We start from the raw sequence: 16180 nt of genomic DNA, 5'->3' as shown, positions 1-16180 counted from the left end.
CGGTTGATTGTCAGACGGTCGGGTTAATCTTTTTCTAATGGATACTTTCTGGCTTTACTTCCTCGGCGTCGTCATCTTTGCAGTTGGACTGGCGGTCTCCATCGGTCTGCATGAAATCGGGCACCTCCTGCCTGCCAAACTCTTTGGCGTGAGGGTGGGCCAGTACATGATTGGCTTCGGACCCACACTGTTTTCTCGCAAAGTTGGCGAAACCGAATACGGCCTCAAGGCCATTCCTTTGGGCGGTTACATCTCGATGGCAGGTATGTATCCTCCCGGAGATGAACCTGTAGATTCGAAGAATCGTGTTCGTCGACTTTTCGGCAAGCTCGTTCAGGACGCACGTCAAGCCAGTGATGAGTCCATGATTGACCTGGATAAATCACGAGCGTTTTATAACCTGCCAGTGTGGAAGCGCATCATCATCATGGTGGGTGGCCCATTCATGAACTTGGTGCTCGCATTCGTGTTGTTTGCGATCTTGGTTGTTGGATACGGGCAACCAGCCCCCACAACTCAAGTTGCCACCATCACGCAGTGTGTGACTGCTGAAGGTATTCCTGCCGAATGCTCTGACTCAACAGTTGAGGCTCCGGGTGTAACAGCTGGTCTTCAAGCAGGCGACACCATTCTTTCCATCAATGGTCAAAAGGTGACCAACTGGAATGAAGGAACTGAGGTAATTCGCTCTTCTGCTGGCGAAACTCTCACCGTAGTTGTCGACCGTGACGGCCAAGAAGTTTCACTCAGCGTTGTTCCCGTTCTAGCTGAGCGCACCAAAGTTGATGATCAAGGTAATCCAGTGCTGGACTCCAGCGGGCAACCAGTTGTTGAAGAAGTTGGCTTTGTTGGTATTTCACCTGACTACGCCATGACACCTGGATCAATTACTGAAGTGTTCCCCATGATGGGTGAAAATATTGCCGGTGTCACCAACATGATTTTGCACCTGCCGCAGCGCATGGTTGATGTAGCGAACGCCGCTTTCGGTCCTGAAGAACGAGACATCAATGGCCCCATCGGCATCGTGGGTGTTGGCCGTGTGGCTGGAGAAGTTGCGAGCACCAACATGGTGGATGACACAGCAAAGGGTGCCACGCTGATCGGTATTTTGGCATCGTTGAATATTGCCTTGTTCGTATTCAATATGGTTCCACTGCTCCCTCTTGATGGCGGTCACATTGCGGGTGCTCTGTATGAAGCAGCACGTCGCAAGATTGCTCAGATACGGAAGCGTCCAGATCCTGGACCCTTCGATACAGCAAAGCTCATGCCCTTGACATTGCTGGTCGTTATCTTGCTGGCATCAATGAGCGCACTCTTGCTCTATGCAGACATCTTCAAGCCGGTGAGCATTTTTGGCTAAAGAACTTTCCACTTCACGCGTAAGCTAAAGCCGTGCCTGCTGTAAATCTTGGAATGCCGAAGACTCCTGAAGTTCTTTCGCCACGTCGTAAAACCCGTCAGATCAAAGTTGGAAAAGTTCTTGTCGGTGGGGATGCACCCATTAGCGTCCAGTCGATGTGCACCACCCCCACCACGAACATCAATGCGACCTTGCAGCAGATTGCAGAGTTGACTGCTTCAGGTTGTGACATTGTTCGCGTGGCTGTGCCCAGTCGTGACGATGCTGAGGCTCTGCCCATCATTGCCAAGAAGAGCCAGATTCCTGTCATCGCGGATATCCACTTCCAGCCCAACTATGTTTACGCAGCAATCGACGCAGGATGTGCCGCAGTTCGTGTGAACCCTGGCAACATTCGTAAATTCGATGACCAGGTGGGTGAAATTGCCCGCCGTGCCAAAGAAGCTGGCGTGAGTATTCGTATTGGTGTCAACGCGGGCTCTCTTGACCCTCGTTTGCTCGAGAAATATGGCAAAGCAACCCCAGAAGCTCTTGTTGAAAGCGCTATGTGGGAAGCAAGCCTGTTTGAAGAACACGACTTCCACGACTTCAAAATCTCCGTCAAGCACAACGACCCCGTTGTGATGGTGAAGGCGTATCGCCAGCTCGCTGAACGTGGGGATTGGCCACTGCACTTAGGCGTTACCGAGGCAGGCCCTGCCTTCCAGGGAACTATCAAGTCTGCCACCGCCTTCGGAATCCTCCTGGGTGAGGGAATCGGTGACACCATCCGTGTTTCCCTTTCTGCCCCACCAGCCGAAGAGGTCAAGGTTGGTCTGCAGATCCTGCAGTCATTGAACCTGCGTGAGCGCAAGCTTGAGATTGTTTCGTGCCCCAGTTGTGGACGTGCACAGGTTGACGTCTACAAGCTCGCCAACGACGTCACTGCTGGTCTGGAAGGCATGACGGTTCCCCTGCGTGTGGCAGTTATGGGCTGTGTTGTTAACGGACCCGGTGAAGCTCGTGACGCTGACCTTGGTGTTGCCTCCGGTAACGGTAAAGGCCAGATTTTCGTCAAGGGTGAAGTTGTGAAAACTGTTCCTGAGAGTGAAATTGTTGCCACGCTGATTGAAGAAGCCAACCGTCTTGCTGCAGAAATGCCTGCGGGAGAAATCGGTTCTGTCGAAGTCATTACTCCCTAAGGAATAAGAACATGTCAGGTCCTTTTCTTGTTGCAGCCTTCGTGTTTCTTGTCCTGATGGCCGTTGGTGTTGTCATCTTTAGGCGTATGAAGTAACCCCCGGGGGTATAGCTTGAAGTGGTGAGCATCACCGACTATCGAGCAATTCAACGTCGCTCATTGCGCGTATTGGCCGCCGGCCAAATACTCGGTGGGCTAGGAATGGGTGCAGCCTTTTCCTTAGGCTCATTGCTCACCGCGGAAGTTGGTGGCTCTCCTGCTTATGCTGGCCTTTCAGCCACCATGTCCACGCTAGGTACTGCTCTTTTTGCGATTCCTCTGGCTCGTTTAGCTGGTCGCGTGGGCCGACGTTATGCGCTCGCAACCGGAGGTGCCATTGGTCTCGTCGGAGCCGTCATGGTGATTGTTGCTGCCGGTATGTCGAACTTGCCATTGCTGTTGGTGAGCATGTTGACCCTCGGAGCCGGCGGGGCAGTGAATCTGCAGACTCGCTTCGCGGCTGCAGATTTAGCAAGAGCTGAAACTCGCGCTCGTGATCTTTCGCTGGTGGTGTGGGCCACAACAATTGGCATAGTTGCCGGGCCCAACCTGGTTGGCCCTGGAGATGCTTTAGGGGACTCCCTGGGATTGCCATTGTTTACCGGTGCATTCGCCATCGCAGCCTTTGCGCAACTATGTTCGGCTGTTCTTTTCCTTACTGCTCTTCGTCCAGACCCGCTGCTACTTGCTAAACAACGCGCTATTGACGAGGGCGTTCCCGCTCCTGCGGCACGCAGAGGTTTTGGCGTTGCCGTCAAGATCCTGGCAGAGACTCCCGCCGGTGCAGTTGCCGTGTTTACGCTCGCAATGAGCCACGCCACGATGGTTGCCGTGATGGCCATGACCCCGGTTCACTTGGCTTTGCACGATGTGGTCCTTCCGATGATTGGTTTGGTAATCAGTCTGCATACCGCTGGAATGTATGCCTTTTCGCCGGTATTCGGATGGCTTGCAGACCGCATTGGTCGCACCACAACCATCTTGATTGGCCAAGCAATTCTTTTCTCTTCATTGGTTGTGAACTTTTCAGCGCCAGATTCTGTCGGTGCTGTCACTATTGCGCTGGTGCTGTTAGGTCTGGGCTGGTCTGCCTCAACTGTTTCCGCCAGCGCGTTATTGACTGAATCTGTTGCGGCAGAAAATCGAACAACAGTTCAAGGTTTCTCTGACTCGGTAATGAGTTTTGCTGGCGCTGGCGGAGGGGCACTTGCTGGTCTGGTCCTTGCGGCTGTGGGATATGGCCTGCTGAACGTGTGGGTGATGTGCCTAGTTGGGCTGGTTGCTATTTCGGTCCTCCTGTTGGGCTGGCGCAACAAGAGCGTGCACACCGCTTAAGATTGAAAGCGTGCCTACACGTCTATCTCACCTGTTCCTGCGTACTCTGCGCGAAGACCCTTCTGAAGCTGAAGTAACCAGCCACAAGCTTTTGCTCCGCGCTGGATACATTCGCCGTCAAGCTCCGGGTGTTTTTGCATGGTTGCCGCTTGGGCTTCGCGTGAAGGCCAACATTGAGAAGATCATCCGTGAAGAGATGACGGCAGCTGGAGCGCAGGAAGTTCATTTCCCTGCGTTGCTGCCTAAAGAGCCATATGAGATCACCGGTCGCTGGACCGAATATGGCGATGGAATTTTCCGCCTCAAGGACCGTAAAGAAGCTGACTACCTTCTGGCACCTACGCACGAAGAAGTCTTCACTCTCTTGGTCAAGGACCTATACAACTCTTACAAAGACTTGCCAGTGTGCCTTTACCAAATCCAGGACAAGTACCGTGATGAGGCACGTCCCCGTGCAGGTCTGTTGCGTGGACGCGAATTCACTATGAAAGACGCCTACTCCTTCGATATCTCTGATGAAGGACTGGCGCAAAGCTACCAAGCTCAACGTGATGCGTACGAGCGTATTTTTACCCGCCTTGGCCTGGACTACGTCATTGTGAAAGCAGACGCCGGAGCCATGGGCGGTTCGCGCTCGGAAGAGTTCCTGCACCCCACCGAGGTTGGTGAGGACTCCTTTGTGCGCAGCGCGGGTGGATACGCCGCCAACATTGAAGCGTTTACAACAGTTGTTCCTGCATCACGCCCCATCGAGGGACAGCCTGCTGCTCGGGTATTTGATTCACCCAACACGCCCACAATCGAGTCGTTGGTGAATCACCTCAATGAGAACGAGCCTCGTGAAGATGGTCGCAGCTGGAACGCGGCAGATACCCTCAAGAACGTTGTGTTGGCACTAACCCACCTTGATGGCAGGCGTGAACTGATCTCAATTGGTTTGCCAGGCGATCGTGAAGTTGAACTTGCCCGCGTTGAAGTGGCTTTCTCCCCTGCTGCAGTTGAAGCAGCAACGGAAGAAGATTTCGCCAAGAACAAGGCTCTGGTTAAGGGATACATCGGCCCATGGTCAGAAAATGGTCCCGTTCTGGGAGAAAAGGGAAGCAGCAAAATTCGCTACTTCGTTGACCCTCGCGTAGTTGATGGAACCGCGTGGGTTACCGGTGCCAATGTAGATCAGAAGCATGTGCTCAATGTTGTTGCTGGTCGCGATTTCATCGCAGATGGTGTTGTGGAAGCCTCGGATGTTCGCGATGGTGATCCGGCACCCGACGGTTCAGGACCTGTTGAGATTGCACGTGGTATGGAAATCGGTCACGTTTTCCAGCTGGGACGTAAGTATGCCGAAGCACTTGGTCTGAAGGTTCTTGACGAAAACGGCAAGCTTGTCACCGTCACAATGGGGTCTTATGGAATTGGCGTGACACGTATCCTCGCCGTGATTGCCGAGACCAACAATGACGACAAGGGTTTGATCTGGCCAGAAAACGTCTCACCATTCGACATACACGTCATCGCCACCGGTAAAGATGATGAGGTATTCGAAGCCGCAGAGAAACTGGTTGCTGAGCTTGAAGGCGCGCGCTACGAGGTTTTATATGACGACCGCCCCAAGGTTTCACCCGGCGTGAAGTTTGGTGATGCTGAACTGATCGGTGTGCCCAAGATTCTCATTGTTGGTAAGGGATTATCAGACGGCGTTGTTGAGCTGTGGGATCGTCGCACCAACGAGCGCACCAGCGTTCCTGTCGGAGACGTACTTTCTCAGCTCTGAAGCTGTAGCTGGGGACCTCACGGTTTTTTCTCACACATTCGTCAGGTAACCTTGTAGTTCGGCGCCGGGAGGCGCACGCTTACAGGTACGAATAGAGGAGGCCCACCGTGGACATCGATCTCAGAGTTCTCAAGCTCATGGAATCAGAGAAGGGAATTCCCTTCGATGAGTTGGTCGAAATTATCGAAGCAGCCATCCTCACCGCATATCAGAAGCACGTTATCCAGTCGGAGCCTCGTGTTGCGCCCGTGAAGCCCTCTAAGGACGACGATGATGCGCCTCGCGCACCACGCGTCGCACCTGAACTTCCTGAAGCACGTGTTGAACTAGACCGCAAGACCGGTATCGTCACCATTTACGTTCCTGAGAAGGACGAAGAGGGTGTTGTTATCGGTGAAGCAGTGGCAACTCCAGATGACTTTGGCCGTATTGCGGCCTTTGCGGCAAAGCAGGTCATTAACCAGCGTCTTCGTGACCTAGCTGATGACGCAGTTATTGGTGAATTCAAGGGCCGTGAAGGTGACATTGTCTCGGGTGTAATTCAGCAGGGACAAAACCCCAAGATGGTCTTCATTGATTTGGGCACTGTTGAAGCAGTAATGCCACCTGAAGAGCAGGTTCCTGGCGAAGATTACACACACGGAAACCGTATTCGTGTCTACGTCACTGCGGTCAACCGCGGTGCTAAAGGCCCACAGGTTACCGTCTCGCGCACCCACCCTCAGCTTGTGCGCAAGCTGTTCACAATGGAAGTTCCGGAGATTCAAAGCGGACTCGTTGAAATTGTTGCTCTAGCTCGTGAAGCAGGTCACCGCACCAAGATTGCGGTCAAGGCAACCGATCCAGCAATCAACGCTAAGGGCGCCTGCATCGGTGAACTGGGTCGTCGTGTGCGTGCGGTGACGGAAGAACTCAACGATGAAAAGATTGACATCGTTGATTACTCAGCAGATTTGCCCACCTTCGTGACGAATGCTCTGTCACCTGCAAAGGTGTCCAGCGCATTCATCTTGGATGCGGCTACTAAGGCAGTTCGTGCCCTCGTTCCTGACTACCAGCTCTCGCTAGCTATTGGTAAGGAAGGTCAGAACGCTCGCCTGGCAGCAAAGCTCACCGGAGCCAAGATCGACATCCAGCCTGACTCCGTAATGGACGAAGACTAGGCCGTACCGCACGGCGGGACACCCCGCCCAGGCAGTACTGGGGTATCATGGAACCTGTAAGGACGTGCATCGGCTGCCGTCAACGATCTGAGAAGTCCGCTTTGTTGCGGGTTATTGAAGTTGATGGCCGTGTTGAAGCGGATTTATCCGGTTCAGCGCCAGGTCGCGGTGCGTGGCTACACCCCACACCAGAGTGTTGCAATGAAGCAGTGAAGCGCCGGGCTTTTGGCCGCGCACTTCGCGCAGAAATTACTAACACTGACACCATCACACAAAGGCTGAACGGCTAATGGACAACTAATGAGCGGCTCGAAATGAGTACCGTCCGTAAGTAATGGTCTGGTCCTGTTTATCAGGGCTCAGGCCCTAAGACAGGAGAATTGTGGCTGCCAAACCACGCGTACACGAAGTTGCTGCCGAATACGGCATCGATAGCAAGCTTGCTCTAGCCAAGCTGAAAGATCTTGGTGAGTTCGTTAAGGGACCATCGTCAACAATTGAGCCTCCCGTAGCACGCAAGCTACGTAACGCTTTAGAGGCAGAGGGCATGAAGCCAGTTCCTGCTGGCGAAGCTGCACCCGCTGCGAAGAGCGCAGCAAAGGCGCCTGCCAAGGCAGCGCCTGCTGCTGAAGCTCCAGCGGCACCTGCTGCCCCCACACCTGGTCCGGCTGCACCTAAGGCGGAAGAAAAGCCCGCTCCCGCACCAGAAGCTCCTCAAGCTCCAGCTGCTGATGCACCAGCACCTAAGGCTGCCGGTGGCGCACGCCCCGGAAACAACCCCTTTGCTTCTGCACAAGGCATGGGAACACGCCCTGCCGGTGCACCACGACCAGGTAACAACCCCTTCGCTTCCGCACAAGGTATGGGAACCCGCCCCGCAGGTTCACCTTCCCCCGGAAGTATTCCTCGCCCGATGGCTCCTCGCCCAGGTGGCATGCCACGTCCCGGTGGAGCCGGTGGCGCAGGTCGTCCCGGTGGTCCAGGTCGCGGTGGCGCAGGTGCAGGTGCTGGATTCCAGCGCCCAGGTGGTGGTGGCGGATTCCGTCAGGGTGCTCCTGGTGGAGCCCCAGGTGGTGCTGGTGCACCAGCTCGTCCAGGTTTTGGCCCTAACCGTCCACCAGCAGGTGGCGGTGGCGGTCGTGGCCGTGGCCCCGGCGGTGGAACCGCTGGTGCGTTCGGTCGTGGCGGCGGAAAGTCCAAAGCACGTAAGTCGAAGAGAACAAAAAGAGCAGAGTTTGAACTCCGCGAGGCACCATCGCTTGGTGGCGTAAGTGTTCCTCGTGGTGATGGCAACACTGTTATTCGTTTGCGCCGCGGTGCCTCACTTGCTGACTTTGCCGACAAGATCAATGCAACCCCAGCAAACTTGGTAACTGTTCTGTTCCACCTTGGTGAGATGGCAACAGCAACTGAATCAATCGACGAAGCGACCTTCGAAATTCTCGGTGAAGAACTGGGCTTCAAAATCCAGATTGTTTCCCCTGAGGAAGAAGACAAAGAACTGCTCGACGCATTCAACATCGACCTTGAGCAAGAACTTGCTGACGAGAGCGATGAAGATCTCGAAATTCGTCCACCCGTTGTTACTGTGATGGGTCACGTTGACCACGGTAAGACTCGTTTGCTCGATGCCATCCGTAAGACCAACGTCATCGCGGGCGAAGCCGGTGGAATTACTCAGCACATTGGTGCCTACCAGGTTCACGCAAACCACGATGGTGTTGACCGTCTAATCACCTTCATTGACACCCCTGGTCACGAAGCGTTTACCGCTATGCGTGCCCGTGGTGCGCAGGTAACTGACATCGCCATTCTCGTTGTTGCTGCAGATGACGGCATCATGCCTCAGACCATTGAGGCTTTGAACCACGCACAGGCAGCTAATGTGCCTATCGTGGTTGCCGTCAACAAGGTGGACAAGCCTGATGCGAACCCTGCAAAGGTTCGTCAGCAGCTCACCGAGTACAACCTCGTAGCCGAAGAATACGGTGGAGACGTCATGTTCGTTGACGTATCTGCACTTTCTGGTTTGGGTATTACCGAACTTCTGGATGCTGTTCTACTAACCGCAGATGCAGGTCTGGATCTGCGCGCTAACCCCAATAAGGACGCCCGCGGTATCGCTATTGAAGCTCGTCTGGACAAGGGTCGCGGTGCTGTCGCTACCGTGCTCATTGAGTCTGGAACTCTTCGCGTCGGTGACGCCATCGTGGCAGGTACTGCCTACGGTCGCGTTCGTGCCATGGTGGACGAGAACGGCACTGCAGTTGAAGCAGCAACCCCATCACGTCCTGTCCAGGTTCAGGGTCTGTCTTCAGTTCCTCGCGCCGGTGACACCTTCCTGGTTACCGAAGATGACCGTACTGCTCGTCAGATCGCTGAAAAGCGTGAGGCCGCTGAACGTAACGCTCAGCTGGCTAAGGCTCGTAAGCGCATCTCGCTTGAAGACTTCACCAAGGCACTTGAGGATGGCAAGGTTGAATCTCTCAACCTCATCATCAAGGGTGACGTTTCCGGTGCTGTTGAAGCTCTGGAAGAGTCCTTGCTCAAGATTGAGGTTGATGAGAGCGTACAGTTGCGCATCATCCACCGCGGTGTTGGTGCTGTTACCGAAAGCGATGTCAACCTGGCAACAGTCGACAACGCAGTCATCATCGGCTTCAACGTTCGACCCGACACCAAGGCACGCGAGCGTGCTTTGCGTGAAGGTGTTGATATCCGCTTCTACTCGGTCATCTACTCAGCACTGGAAGATATTGAGAACTCCCTCAAGGGCATGCTCAAGCCAGAGTTCGAAGAAGTTCAGTCCGGTGTTGCAGAGATTCGCGAAATCTTCCGCTCGAGCAAGTTCGGCAACATTGCTGGATGTATCGTGCGCAGTGGAACGATTACACGTAACTCGAAGGCACGCGTTATCCGCGAGGGTATCGTTATCGCCGATGGCCTGGCCATCGAGTCTCTGCGTCGCTTCAAGGACGATGCCACCGAAGTCAAGACTGACTTCGAATGTGGTATCGGTCTGGGTAAGTACAACGACATCCAAATCGGCGATGAGATCGAGACCATCGAACTCAAGGAAAAGCCCCGCGTCTAAATGTGAGATGAGGGGCCTGGTTGAGACACTCTCAACACGGCCCCTCATTACTCGCAGGTAAGGGAACATCATGGTTGATCACGCAAGAGCACGTAAACTCGGCGAACTGATTAAGGTCATCGTCGCTGAAGCACTCGAGCGCGGCATCATTACTGATACGCGTCTCGGTTTTGTCACCATCACTGATGTACGCATGACCGGTGACTTGCAGCACGCCTCCATCTTCTACACCGTCTATGGCACGGATGAAGAGCGTGAAGAGACTGCTGCAGCGCTGAAGGCAAACACTGGTCGTATCCGCGGCGAGGTTGGCCGAGGTCTGACTGTTCGTCTTACCCCAACTATTGAATTCATTCTTGATGCACTCCCTGACACAGCAAAGTCCATCGACGACTTGCTGGCCAAGGCACATGCTCAAGATGAAGAAGTTGAAGCTTTGGCCAAGAAAGCACAGTATGCCGGCGAGAAGGACCCCTACATCAAACCTCGCGAAACTGACGAAGCTTAGATATCAATAAAGGCCCAGATTTCTCTGGGCCTTTATGGTTTTTGGTCATTTACTTTTTCTTCAGGCGCTCTACTTCAGCGTCAATCTGTGAATCAGTAATGATCTTGGGGTTCTTGGAGTAAGCATCAATTCCAGTGAACAATGCCCCAATACCCATGCCAAAGATGGCCCAGATAGGCCAGAAGTATTGGCCAGGGGAGGTGAGGAACCACACTCCGGTAAGGAGAATGGAAACAGCGAGCCAGACCCACAAGTATTGCTTGAAATCGGCCTTTTTCTTCAATTGCTTGCGAGCAACTTCGCGAAGTTCTTCATCTTTCATGACTTCACTCTACGCCGGCAATTGGTAGCTGTCATCAGCGACAAGCTCCATGAGACCATCTTGTAATAGTCCCGTTATCGCTCGTCCGAGCTGTGCATGATCTGGCCAGCACGCCTGAAGTTCCTCTGAGCTCACTGTGTGCTGCGCCTGTCTCAGTAGCGCCATTACGGCACCACGAGCTTGGCGATCACTGCCCTCATACTTTTTCTGCACAGTTTTCTTAGGCCCCACGTGTTCGGGATAGCCCGCCTTTTTCCATGCGCAGGTGTGGGCTATGGGGCACACGTCACAGCGGGGGTTTCGCGCTGTGCAAACCAGAGCACCCAGCTCCATGATTCCTGCGTTGAAAGCAGGGGATTTCTCCGGCGAAGGCAACAGCGCTTTCATTGCCTCAAGATCACGTTGTGTTGAAGGTGGTCCCTGGTCAGCATTTCCTTGATTGTGCCGGGCGATAACGCGGCGAATGTTTGTATCCACGACAGGTTCGTGAGCACCGAAAGCAAAGACCGCTACTGCTCTGGCGGTGTAGGGTCCGACGCCGGGAAGAGAGAGTAAGTCCTCAACATCACGGGGGACTTCACCCTTGAACTTCTCCACAATCGTGACGGCACACTGGTGTAACCATAGTGCCCTGCGGGGATAGCCGAGATTCGCCCACGCTCGCACAGCATCCCCAGATGGTGATGCCGCGAGCGCTGCTGGCGTTGGCCAGCGTTGGAGAAATTCCTCCAACTTGGGAATGACACGAGCGACAGGGGTTTGCTGCAGCATAAATTCTGAGACCAGTGAACCCCACGGGGTGAAGCCAGGTTGGCGCCAAGGAAGATCTCTGCCCTCGGCTTCAAACCAGTCAATAATCTCTTGCTGCACGCGCTCAAGCGTAGAGGGTTTTTACAGGGTCTGAGTTTTGACTGTTCGCAGGCTCAGAATTGCGGCAAGCCACAATGGCACGACAGCAAAGAGGGCAACGCCGACCATGGCATCAGCAATCACGAGGGCGTCATGGTCAAAGGCAGAGCCTTGAACCAGGGGAGTCAACGCAATAGTGAAGGGGAATGTTCCATAGAGCAAGACGCCTTGCAGCCAGAAACCTCGAGGCTTGGGTTCAGCAATGGTGACCAGTGTTTTTGTGCGATTGAGCAGTGCCTGAATGATCAGCAGGAATACCAAGGTTTCAAAGAACCAGCCAAAGAAGTTGTGAATGGGAACGCCAAAGTAAGAACCACCATCGCGCCAAATCCACTGTTGCAAAACAGTGGCATGCCAGGGGTCACTTGCCAGGTCCAGAAGTGTCATGGCGAAGGCGGCCATGGTGGAAACTCCCACCAACAACCAACCTCTGGCGGCTGTTGTGAGGACTCCACCAATGGATCTAGCCACCATGAGTGCGGCATATGCCATGGCAAAGTACTGGAATTGAATCAGGGGAGGAACGCCTAACAGGAGGGGCCCCAGAGGCCCATCTGGGTAGTAGTAGTTTCCAAAAACTAATCCAGTAGCAACACCAAGTGCCTCACCTGTGAAGCTCACCACGACGACGGCAAGAAATGACAACCAGGCTGTTGCTGCGCCAGCCCACCAGGTGAAATGCCAGATGGAGAAAATAACTGGCATAAACCCGACGACCAGAGTGATACTTCCGGGGGTTCCTGCAGGGACAAATGCGGCTGCGAAGGAGAGTGCGAGAAGAATCCAGAGGCCGCGGGTGCTGCGAATTGTGGAACGAGTTGCAGAGGTCATGGTGTTCCAACCTTGTCGGGGTGAAGTTGATTTACTCTATCTCCTGAAAGAGGGTGAAGCTCTGACTTTTATCAAGGTCACTACTGGGATAATTGAACTATGGCTTCCTCCTCGACTTCTGCCCCCAACGGCATTTTGTTAGTCGACAAGCCTCAAGGTTTTACCAGTCATGATGCGGTTGCGCGTGTTCGCCGCTTAGCCGGGACTCGCAAGGTTGGCCATGCGGGAACGTTAGATCCCATGGCTACCGGACTGCTCATCATGGGGTTAGGGCCCTCTACTCGGCTTCTGACGTACATCGTCGGTCTGAGTAAGGAATATTTAGCCACCATTCGTTTAGGTTCCTCCAGCACTACAGACGATGCGGAAGGAGAGCTACTCGGCTTTGCCCCGCAGACTCAATTGAGCAAGGTCACTGAGGAAGACATTCTTGCTGGAGTTCACTCTTTGACCGGTGAAATTGAGCAAATACCTAGTTCGGTCAGCGCGATCAAAGTTAACGGAAAACGCGCCTATGACCTCGCTCGAGCAGGGGAGAGTGTTGAACTCAAGGCTCGTCCAGTCACGATCTACTCTTTCGAAGTCAACAACATTGAGTTCGGTCAAGATGATGCAGGTAATGGTTACATCGATGTTCAGGTTCGAGTCGAGTGTTCCTCAGGAACATATATTCGTGCCCTCGCCCGTGACGTGGGATTCAAGTTGGGAGTCGGAGGACATCTCACTGCGTTGCGTCGAACACGCATCGGTGACTTCCACGTGATGGATGCCGTCGATATTGAGAGCATGGCCGGTGCTCCTCAGTTGCAGAAACCTTCGGATGTTGCACGGAGGATTTTCCCCGCTATTGACCTGAATGAGACCCAAGCTCTCGAACTGAGCCAAGGAAAGAGAGTTCTACTAGAGGGCTATCCCGATAGCGCTGAGCCGGTCGCAGCAATAGGCCCACAAGATAGGCTGATTGGGCTGATTACAGTGAAGAAAAACCTCTCCCGTGTCGTTGTCAATTTCCCCACAGAAACGGAAAGTTCCTAGGTCATGATCGACTGGTTTACTGCCCTGCAAATTGGCGTTGCTGTGACCGGCGGCCTGTTAGCTGTTGTGTTGGGAGCTATTGGTCGCAGGCCAAGTGACCTCACCATGGCTTTTGCCGGTGTGGTTGCACTTCTGCTGATCGTTCAGTTGGCGGTCACTATTGCTTCTCCTTTGATGGGAAATGAGCCAACGGGCAGCTTGTTTGAGTTTTACATCTACCTCATTAGCGCCATCTTTATTCCGATTGCGACAGGCTTCTGGGCGCTCATAGATCGCAGTCGATGGAGCACCATCATTTTGGGTGTTGGCCAGTTGGCTGTTGCCATCATGCTTTATCGCATGGGCCAAATCTGGTTTATTCAGGTTGCCTAGGCGCGAACTAGACTCATTCACGACATGACTGACCACACCACACCCCAGCAGGCTGACCGTCGCTCAGGTGTTGGGCGCATCCTTATCGCGATTTATATCGTGTTGGCATTAGCTGCCACGGGGCGTTCGGTTTATCAACTCATTGAAAAGTTTGAACAAGCTCCGCTTGCCTACTCGCTGTCTGCAGTGGCTGCAGTTGTGTATATTTTTGCCACCATTGCACTGATTGCTCCGGGACCAATCTGGTATTCGGTAGCGAAGTGGACAATCGGTTTCGAACTCACCGGTGTCATCGTGGTGGGAATGCTCAGCCTGGTGATGCCAGAGATTTTTGCTCACCCCACGGTGTGGTCATACTTTGGCGCTGGATACCTCTTCGTCCCACTGGTCATGCCCATTTGGGGGTTGTTGTGGCTGCGTAAGCACCCTGAGAAGGCAGCTCGATAATGGAGCGGTGGTATTCGCTCTCAGAAGTCCCAGCAGGTTGGGGCCCAAGTGCGGTCACCATTGGGAAGTTTGATGGTGTGCATCTGGGCCATCGTGAAATTCTCCGACAGTTGCGCGAACTTGCTGATTCTCGAGGTTTAGCCTCTACGCTGATTACTTTTGATCGTCATCCTGCAGAAGTAACGGCACCGGATGCTGCACCGCTTGAAATTCTGAGCGATGCGGAACGCCTCGATCTCATCGCGCAGCAAGGTGTTACAGCAGCACTCGTGCTTCCCTTTGACCAGGAGCTTGCTGCGGTGAGTCCACGAGAGTTTGTGACCGAGATCCTCCTAGGCACCCTCAACGCCAAAGCAGTACTCGTCGGTCACGACTTCCGTTTCGGTGCGAATGCACAAGGGACCGTGGAACTGTTGACCGAGTTAGGTCATGAGCTCGGTTTTGATGTTGTCCTCATCGAGGATGTGAAAGAAGACGGCCATGGCCGCATTTCTTCCTCACATATTCGTGAGCTCATTTCCGCAGGAGAGGTTGCTCAGGCAACTGAACTTTTGGGAAGTTACCCCAGGGTCAGCGGTGAAGTTGTTCACGGACACAAGCGCGGACGTGAACTCGGTTTCCCCACCGCCAATATTGGTCATGATGCACGAATTGTGATTCCCGGTGACGGAGTCTATGCAGGCTGGTTTGTGGATGAAGGAAAGCGGTACCCCGCAGCTATTTCTGTGGGAACAAACCCGACCTTTGAAGGAAATATGTCTCGCACCGTGGAGGCTTATCTCCTCGATGAAAACCTTGACCTCTATGGCCACATGGCCACTGTTGAATTTGTCGCACGCATTCGAGGAATGGTTGCTTTCAACGGGGTTGAAGAGCTTGTGAAACAAATGCACGACGATGTACGCATCACGAGAGAGCTCGTGGGATCGGGAAAGCAATGACAGAAGAATTCAACACCACTAATGATGAATTGGGTGAGTCCCAAGATGTCGGCGGAGTGAAAATAGCTGTCGCACAGTTTGGTCCTGGTCCTAACGTTGCCGAGAACGTAAAAACCATTCAAGCTCTCGTTCACGCGGCCGCCGACAATGGTGCTCGGCTAGTGATCTTGCCGGAATACTCCTCAGTTCTCGGTGGAAAACTGGGGGATTGGGTCTTTGACTATGCCGAGCCGCTTGATGGCCCATTCGTTGAGGCAATGACGGATCTTGCGGAAGAGTGCAATATCGGCATTGTTGTTGGCATGCTCGAGCAATCCTCTGATCCTTCCAACAAGCTGCCCTTCAACACTGCCGTTGCAGTTCTCCCCGGTGCTGGGTTGGTGGCCAAGTATCGCAAGGTTCACCTCTTTGATGCTTTCGATTACAAAGAAAGCGAGTGGATGCAAGCAGGTAATCCTGCCGATGCTCCAGAAGTGTTTGAGATTGATGGTGTTGTCGTTGGTATGCAAACTTGCTTCGATTTGAGGTTCCCGGAGACCACCCGGGAGCTCGTTGATGCCGGCGTGCACCTGGTTGCACTCATAGCAGAGTGGATTTCAGGACCGAAGAAAGCCCACCACTGGGCAGCACTCACCTCCGCTCGAGCTATTGAAAACACCGTGTATCTCGCCGCAGCCGATCAGATTCCACCTATCGCTGTGGGAATGTCTCGCGTTATTTCTCCGCTTGGTGAGACCCTGATCGATATGGGTCAGCAAATGGGTGTTTCCATTGCGACCGTCAACGTGAAGGCGGTTGAAGATGCGCGGGCACAAAACCCCTCTCTTCAACTTCGTCGCTATAGCGTCACGCCTCGAACCTAGAACC

General features: G+C 53.8%; 16 protein-coding genes. 13 read left to right on the top strand and 3 right to left on the bottom strand.

Going from position 1 to position 16180, the window contains the following annotated elements; translation table 11 throughout:
• Positions 1–37: 37 nt before the first annotated feature.
• From AUMI_RS04360 to rbfA, 8 genes are all read left to right on the top strand, one after another.
• Positions 38–1366, top strand: a complete 1329-nt coding sequence (locus AUMI_RS04360; protein WP_096381730.1) for a M50 family metallopeptidase — start codon at positions 38–40, stop codon at positions 1364–1366.
• A 32-nt stretch (positions 1367–1398) separates the two neighbouring features.
• Positions 1399–2547 carry a flavodoxin-dependent (E)-4-hydroxy-3-methylbut-2-enyl-diphosphate synthase gene (gene ispG / locus AUMI_RS04355; RefSeq protein WP_172418254.1) on the top strand — a complete coding sequence of 383 codons (1149 nt, stop codon included), beginning with the start codon at positions 1399–1401 and terminating at the stop codon, positions 2545–2547.
• Between the two features lie 119 nt (positions 2548–2666).
• Complete coding sequence (locus AUMI_RS04350) at positions 2667–3920, top strand: MFS transporter (RefSeq protein WP_231951698.1); 1254 nt, start codon at positions 2667–2669, stop codon at positions 3918–3920.
• 10 nt (positions 3921–3930) lie between these two features.
• A complete protein-coding gene (locus AUMI_RS04345; protein ID WP_096381722.1) occupies positions 3931–5691 on the top strand; it encodes a proline--tRNA ligase in 1761 nt (586 codons plus the stop codon).
• Positions 5692–5798: 107 nt separating this feature from the next.
• Positions 5799–6854, top strand: coding sequence for a transcription termination factor NusA (gene nusA / locus AUMI_RS04340; RefSeq protein WP_096381720.1), 1056 nt, complete (start codon positions 5799–5801; stop codon positions 6852–6854).
• A gap of 47 nt (positions 6855–6901) precedes the next feature.
• Complete coding sequence (locus AUMI_RS04335; protein ID WP_096381717.1) at positions 6902–7144, top strand: YlxR family protein; 243 nt, start codon at positions 6902–6904, stop codon at positions 7142–7144.
• A gap of 92 nt (positions 7145–7236) precedes the next feature.
• Entirely contained in the window at positions 7237–9948 is a 2712-nt protein-coding gene (gene infB / locus AUMI_RS04330; RefSeq protein ID WP_096381715.1) for a translation initiation factor IF-2, read from the top strand.
• A gap of 70 nt (positions 9949–10018) precedes the next feature.
• Positions 10019–10456 carry a 30S ribosome-binding factor RbfA gene (gene rbfA, locus AUMI_RS04325; RefSeq protein WP_096381712.1) on the top strand — a complete coding sequence of 146 codons (438 nt, stop codon included), beginning with the start codon at positions 10019–10021 and terminating at the stop codon, positions 10454–10456.
• 49 nt (positions 10457–10505) lie between these two features.
• Here rbfA and AUMI_RS04320 read toward each other — a convergent pair whose 3' ends face one another.
• From AUMI_RS04320 to AUMI_RS04310, 3 genes are read right to left on the bottom strand one after another with little or no spacing between them, the layout of a single operon-like run.
• A complete protein-coding gene (locus AUMI_RS04320; RefSeq protein ID WP_096381708.1) occupies positions 10506–10778 on the bottom strand; it encodes a 2TM domain-containing protein in 273 nt (90 codons plus the stop codon).
• Positions 10779–10787: 9 nt separating this feature from the next.
• A complete protein-coding gene (locus AUMI_RS04315) occupies positions 10788–11648 on the bottom strand; it encodes an HhH-GPD family protein (RefSeq protein WP_231951696.1) in 861 nt (286 codons plus the stop codon).
• A gap of 21 nt (positions 11649–11669) precedes the next feature.
• Positions 11670–12518 carry a carotenoid biosynthesis protein gene (locus tag AUMI_RS04310; RefSeq protein WP_096381707.1) on the bottom strand — a complete coding sequence of 283 codons (849 nt, stop codon included), beginning with the start codon at positions 12516–12518 and terminating at the stop codon, positions 11670–11672.
• 99 nt (positions 12519–12617) lie between these two features.
• Between AUMI_RS04310 and truB the strand changes: the two genes are divergently transcribed.
• The 5 genes from truB to AUMI_RS04285 are packed head-to-tail and all read left to right on the top strand — an operon-like array spanning position 12618 to position 16176.
• Positions 12618–13553: a tRNA pseudouridine(55) synthase TruB gene (truB, locus tag AUMI_RS04305; protein ID WP_096381704.1), complete on the top strand. Its 936-nt coding sequence runs from the start codon at positions 12618–12620 to the stop codon at positions 13551–13553.
• Positions 13554–13556: 3 nt separating this feature from the next.
• Positions 13557–13925 (top strand): hypothetical protein, encoded by a 369-nt coding sequence (locus tag AUMI_RS04300; RefSeq protein ID WP_096381702.1) that lies wholly within the window; start codon positions 13557–13559, stop codon positions 13923–13925.
• A gap of 24 nt (positions 13926–13949) precedes the next feature.
• The gene (locus AUMI_RS04295) at positions 13950–14372 is read left to right on the top strand and encodes a hypothetical protein (protein WP_096381699.1); all 423 of its coding nucleotides are present in this window, start codon (positions 13950–13952) and stop codon (positions 14370–14372) included.
• Positions 14372–15313 (top strand): bifunctional riboflavin kinase/FAD synthetase, encoded by a 942-nt coding sequence (locus AUMI_RS04290; RefSeq protein WP_096381697.1) that lies wholly within the window; start codon positions 14372–14374, stop codon positions 15311–15313. Before AUMI_RS04295 ends, AUMI_RS04290 begins: the two co-directional genes overlap by 1 nt.
• A complete protein-coding gene (locus AUMI_RS04285) occupies positions 15310–16176 on the top strand; it encodes a carbon-nitrogen hydrolase family protein (RefSeq protein ID WP_096381694.1) in 867 nt (288 codons plus the stop codon). The genes AUMI_RS04290 and AUMI_RS04285 overlap by 4 nt, the downstream gene beginning before the upstream one ends.
• Positions 16177–16180: the final 4 nt, after the last annotated feature.

Source organism: Aurantimicrobium minutum (assembly GCF_002355535.1).
Taxonomy (GTDB): domain Bacteria; phylum Actinomycetota; class Actinomycetes; order Actinomycetales; family Microbacteriaceae; genus Aurantimicrobium; species Aurantimicrobium minutum.
Note: the sequence above shows the minus strand (reverse complement) of the source record. Positions and strands in the feature narration are given on the sequence as shown.

What these genes read in the sequence shown, in the direction of transcription:
- AUMI_RS04360 (WP_096381730.1), top strand. Translation starts at nt 38, where the DNA reads ATGGATACTTTCTGGCTTTACTTCCTCGGCGTCGTCATCTTTGCAGTT.
- AUMI_RS04335 (WP_096381717.1), top strand. Translation starts at nt 6,902, where the DNA reads ATGGAACCTGTAAGGACGTGCATCGGCTGCCGTCAACGATCTGAGAAG.
- rbfA (WP_096381712.1), top strand. Translation starts at nt 10,019, where the DNA reads ATGGTTGATCACGCAAGAGCACGTAAACTCGGCGAACTGATTAAGGTC.
- AUMI_RS04320 (WP_096381708.1), bottom strand. Translation starts at nt 10,778, where the DNA reads ATGAAAGATGAAGAACTTCGCGAAGTTGCTCGCAAGCAATTGAAGAAA.
- AUMI_RS04310 (WP_096381707.1), bottom strand. Translation starts at nt 12,518, where the DNA reads ATGACCTCTGCAACTCGTTCCACAATTCGCAGCACCCGCGGCCTCTGG.
- truB (WP_096381704.1), top strand. Translation starts at nt 12,618, where the DNA reads ATGGCTTCCTCCTCGACTTCTGCCCCCAACGGCATTTTGTTAGTCGAC.
- AUMI_RS04300 (WP_096381702.1), top strand. Translation starts at nt 13,557, where the DNA reads ATGATCGACTGGTTTACTGCCCTGCAAATTGGCGTTGCTGTGACCGGC.
- AUMI_RS04295 (WP_096381699.1), top strand. Translation starts at nt 13,950, where the DNA reads ATGACTGACCACACCACACCCCAGCAGGCTGACCGTCGCTCAGGTGTT.
- AUMI_RS04290 (WP_096381697.1), top strand. Translation starts at nt 14,372, where the DNA reads ATGGAGCGGTGGTATTCGCTCTCAGAAGTCCCAGCAGGTTGGGGCCCA.
- AUMI_RS04285 (WP_096381694.1), top strand. Translation starts at nt 15,310, where the DNA reads ATGACAGAAGAATTCAACACCACTAATGATGAATTGGGTGAGTCCCAA.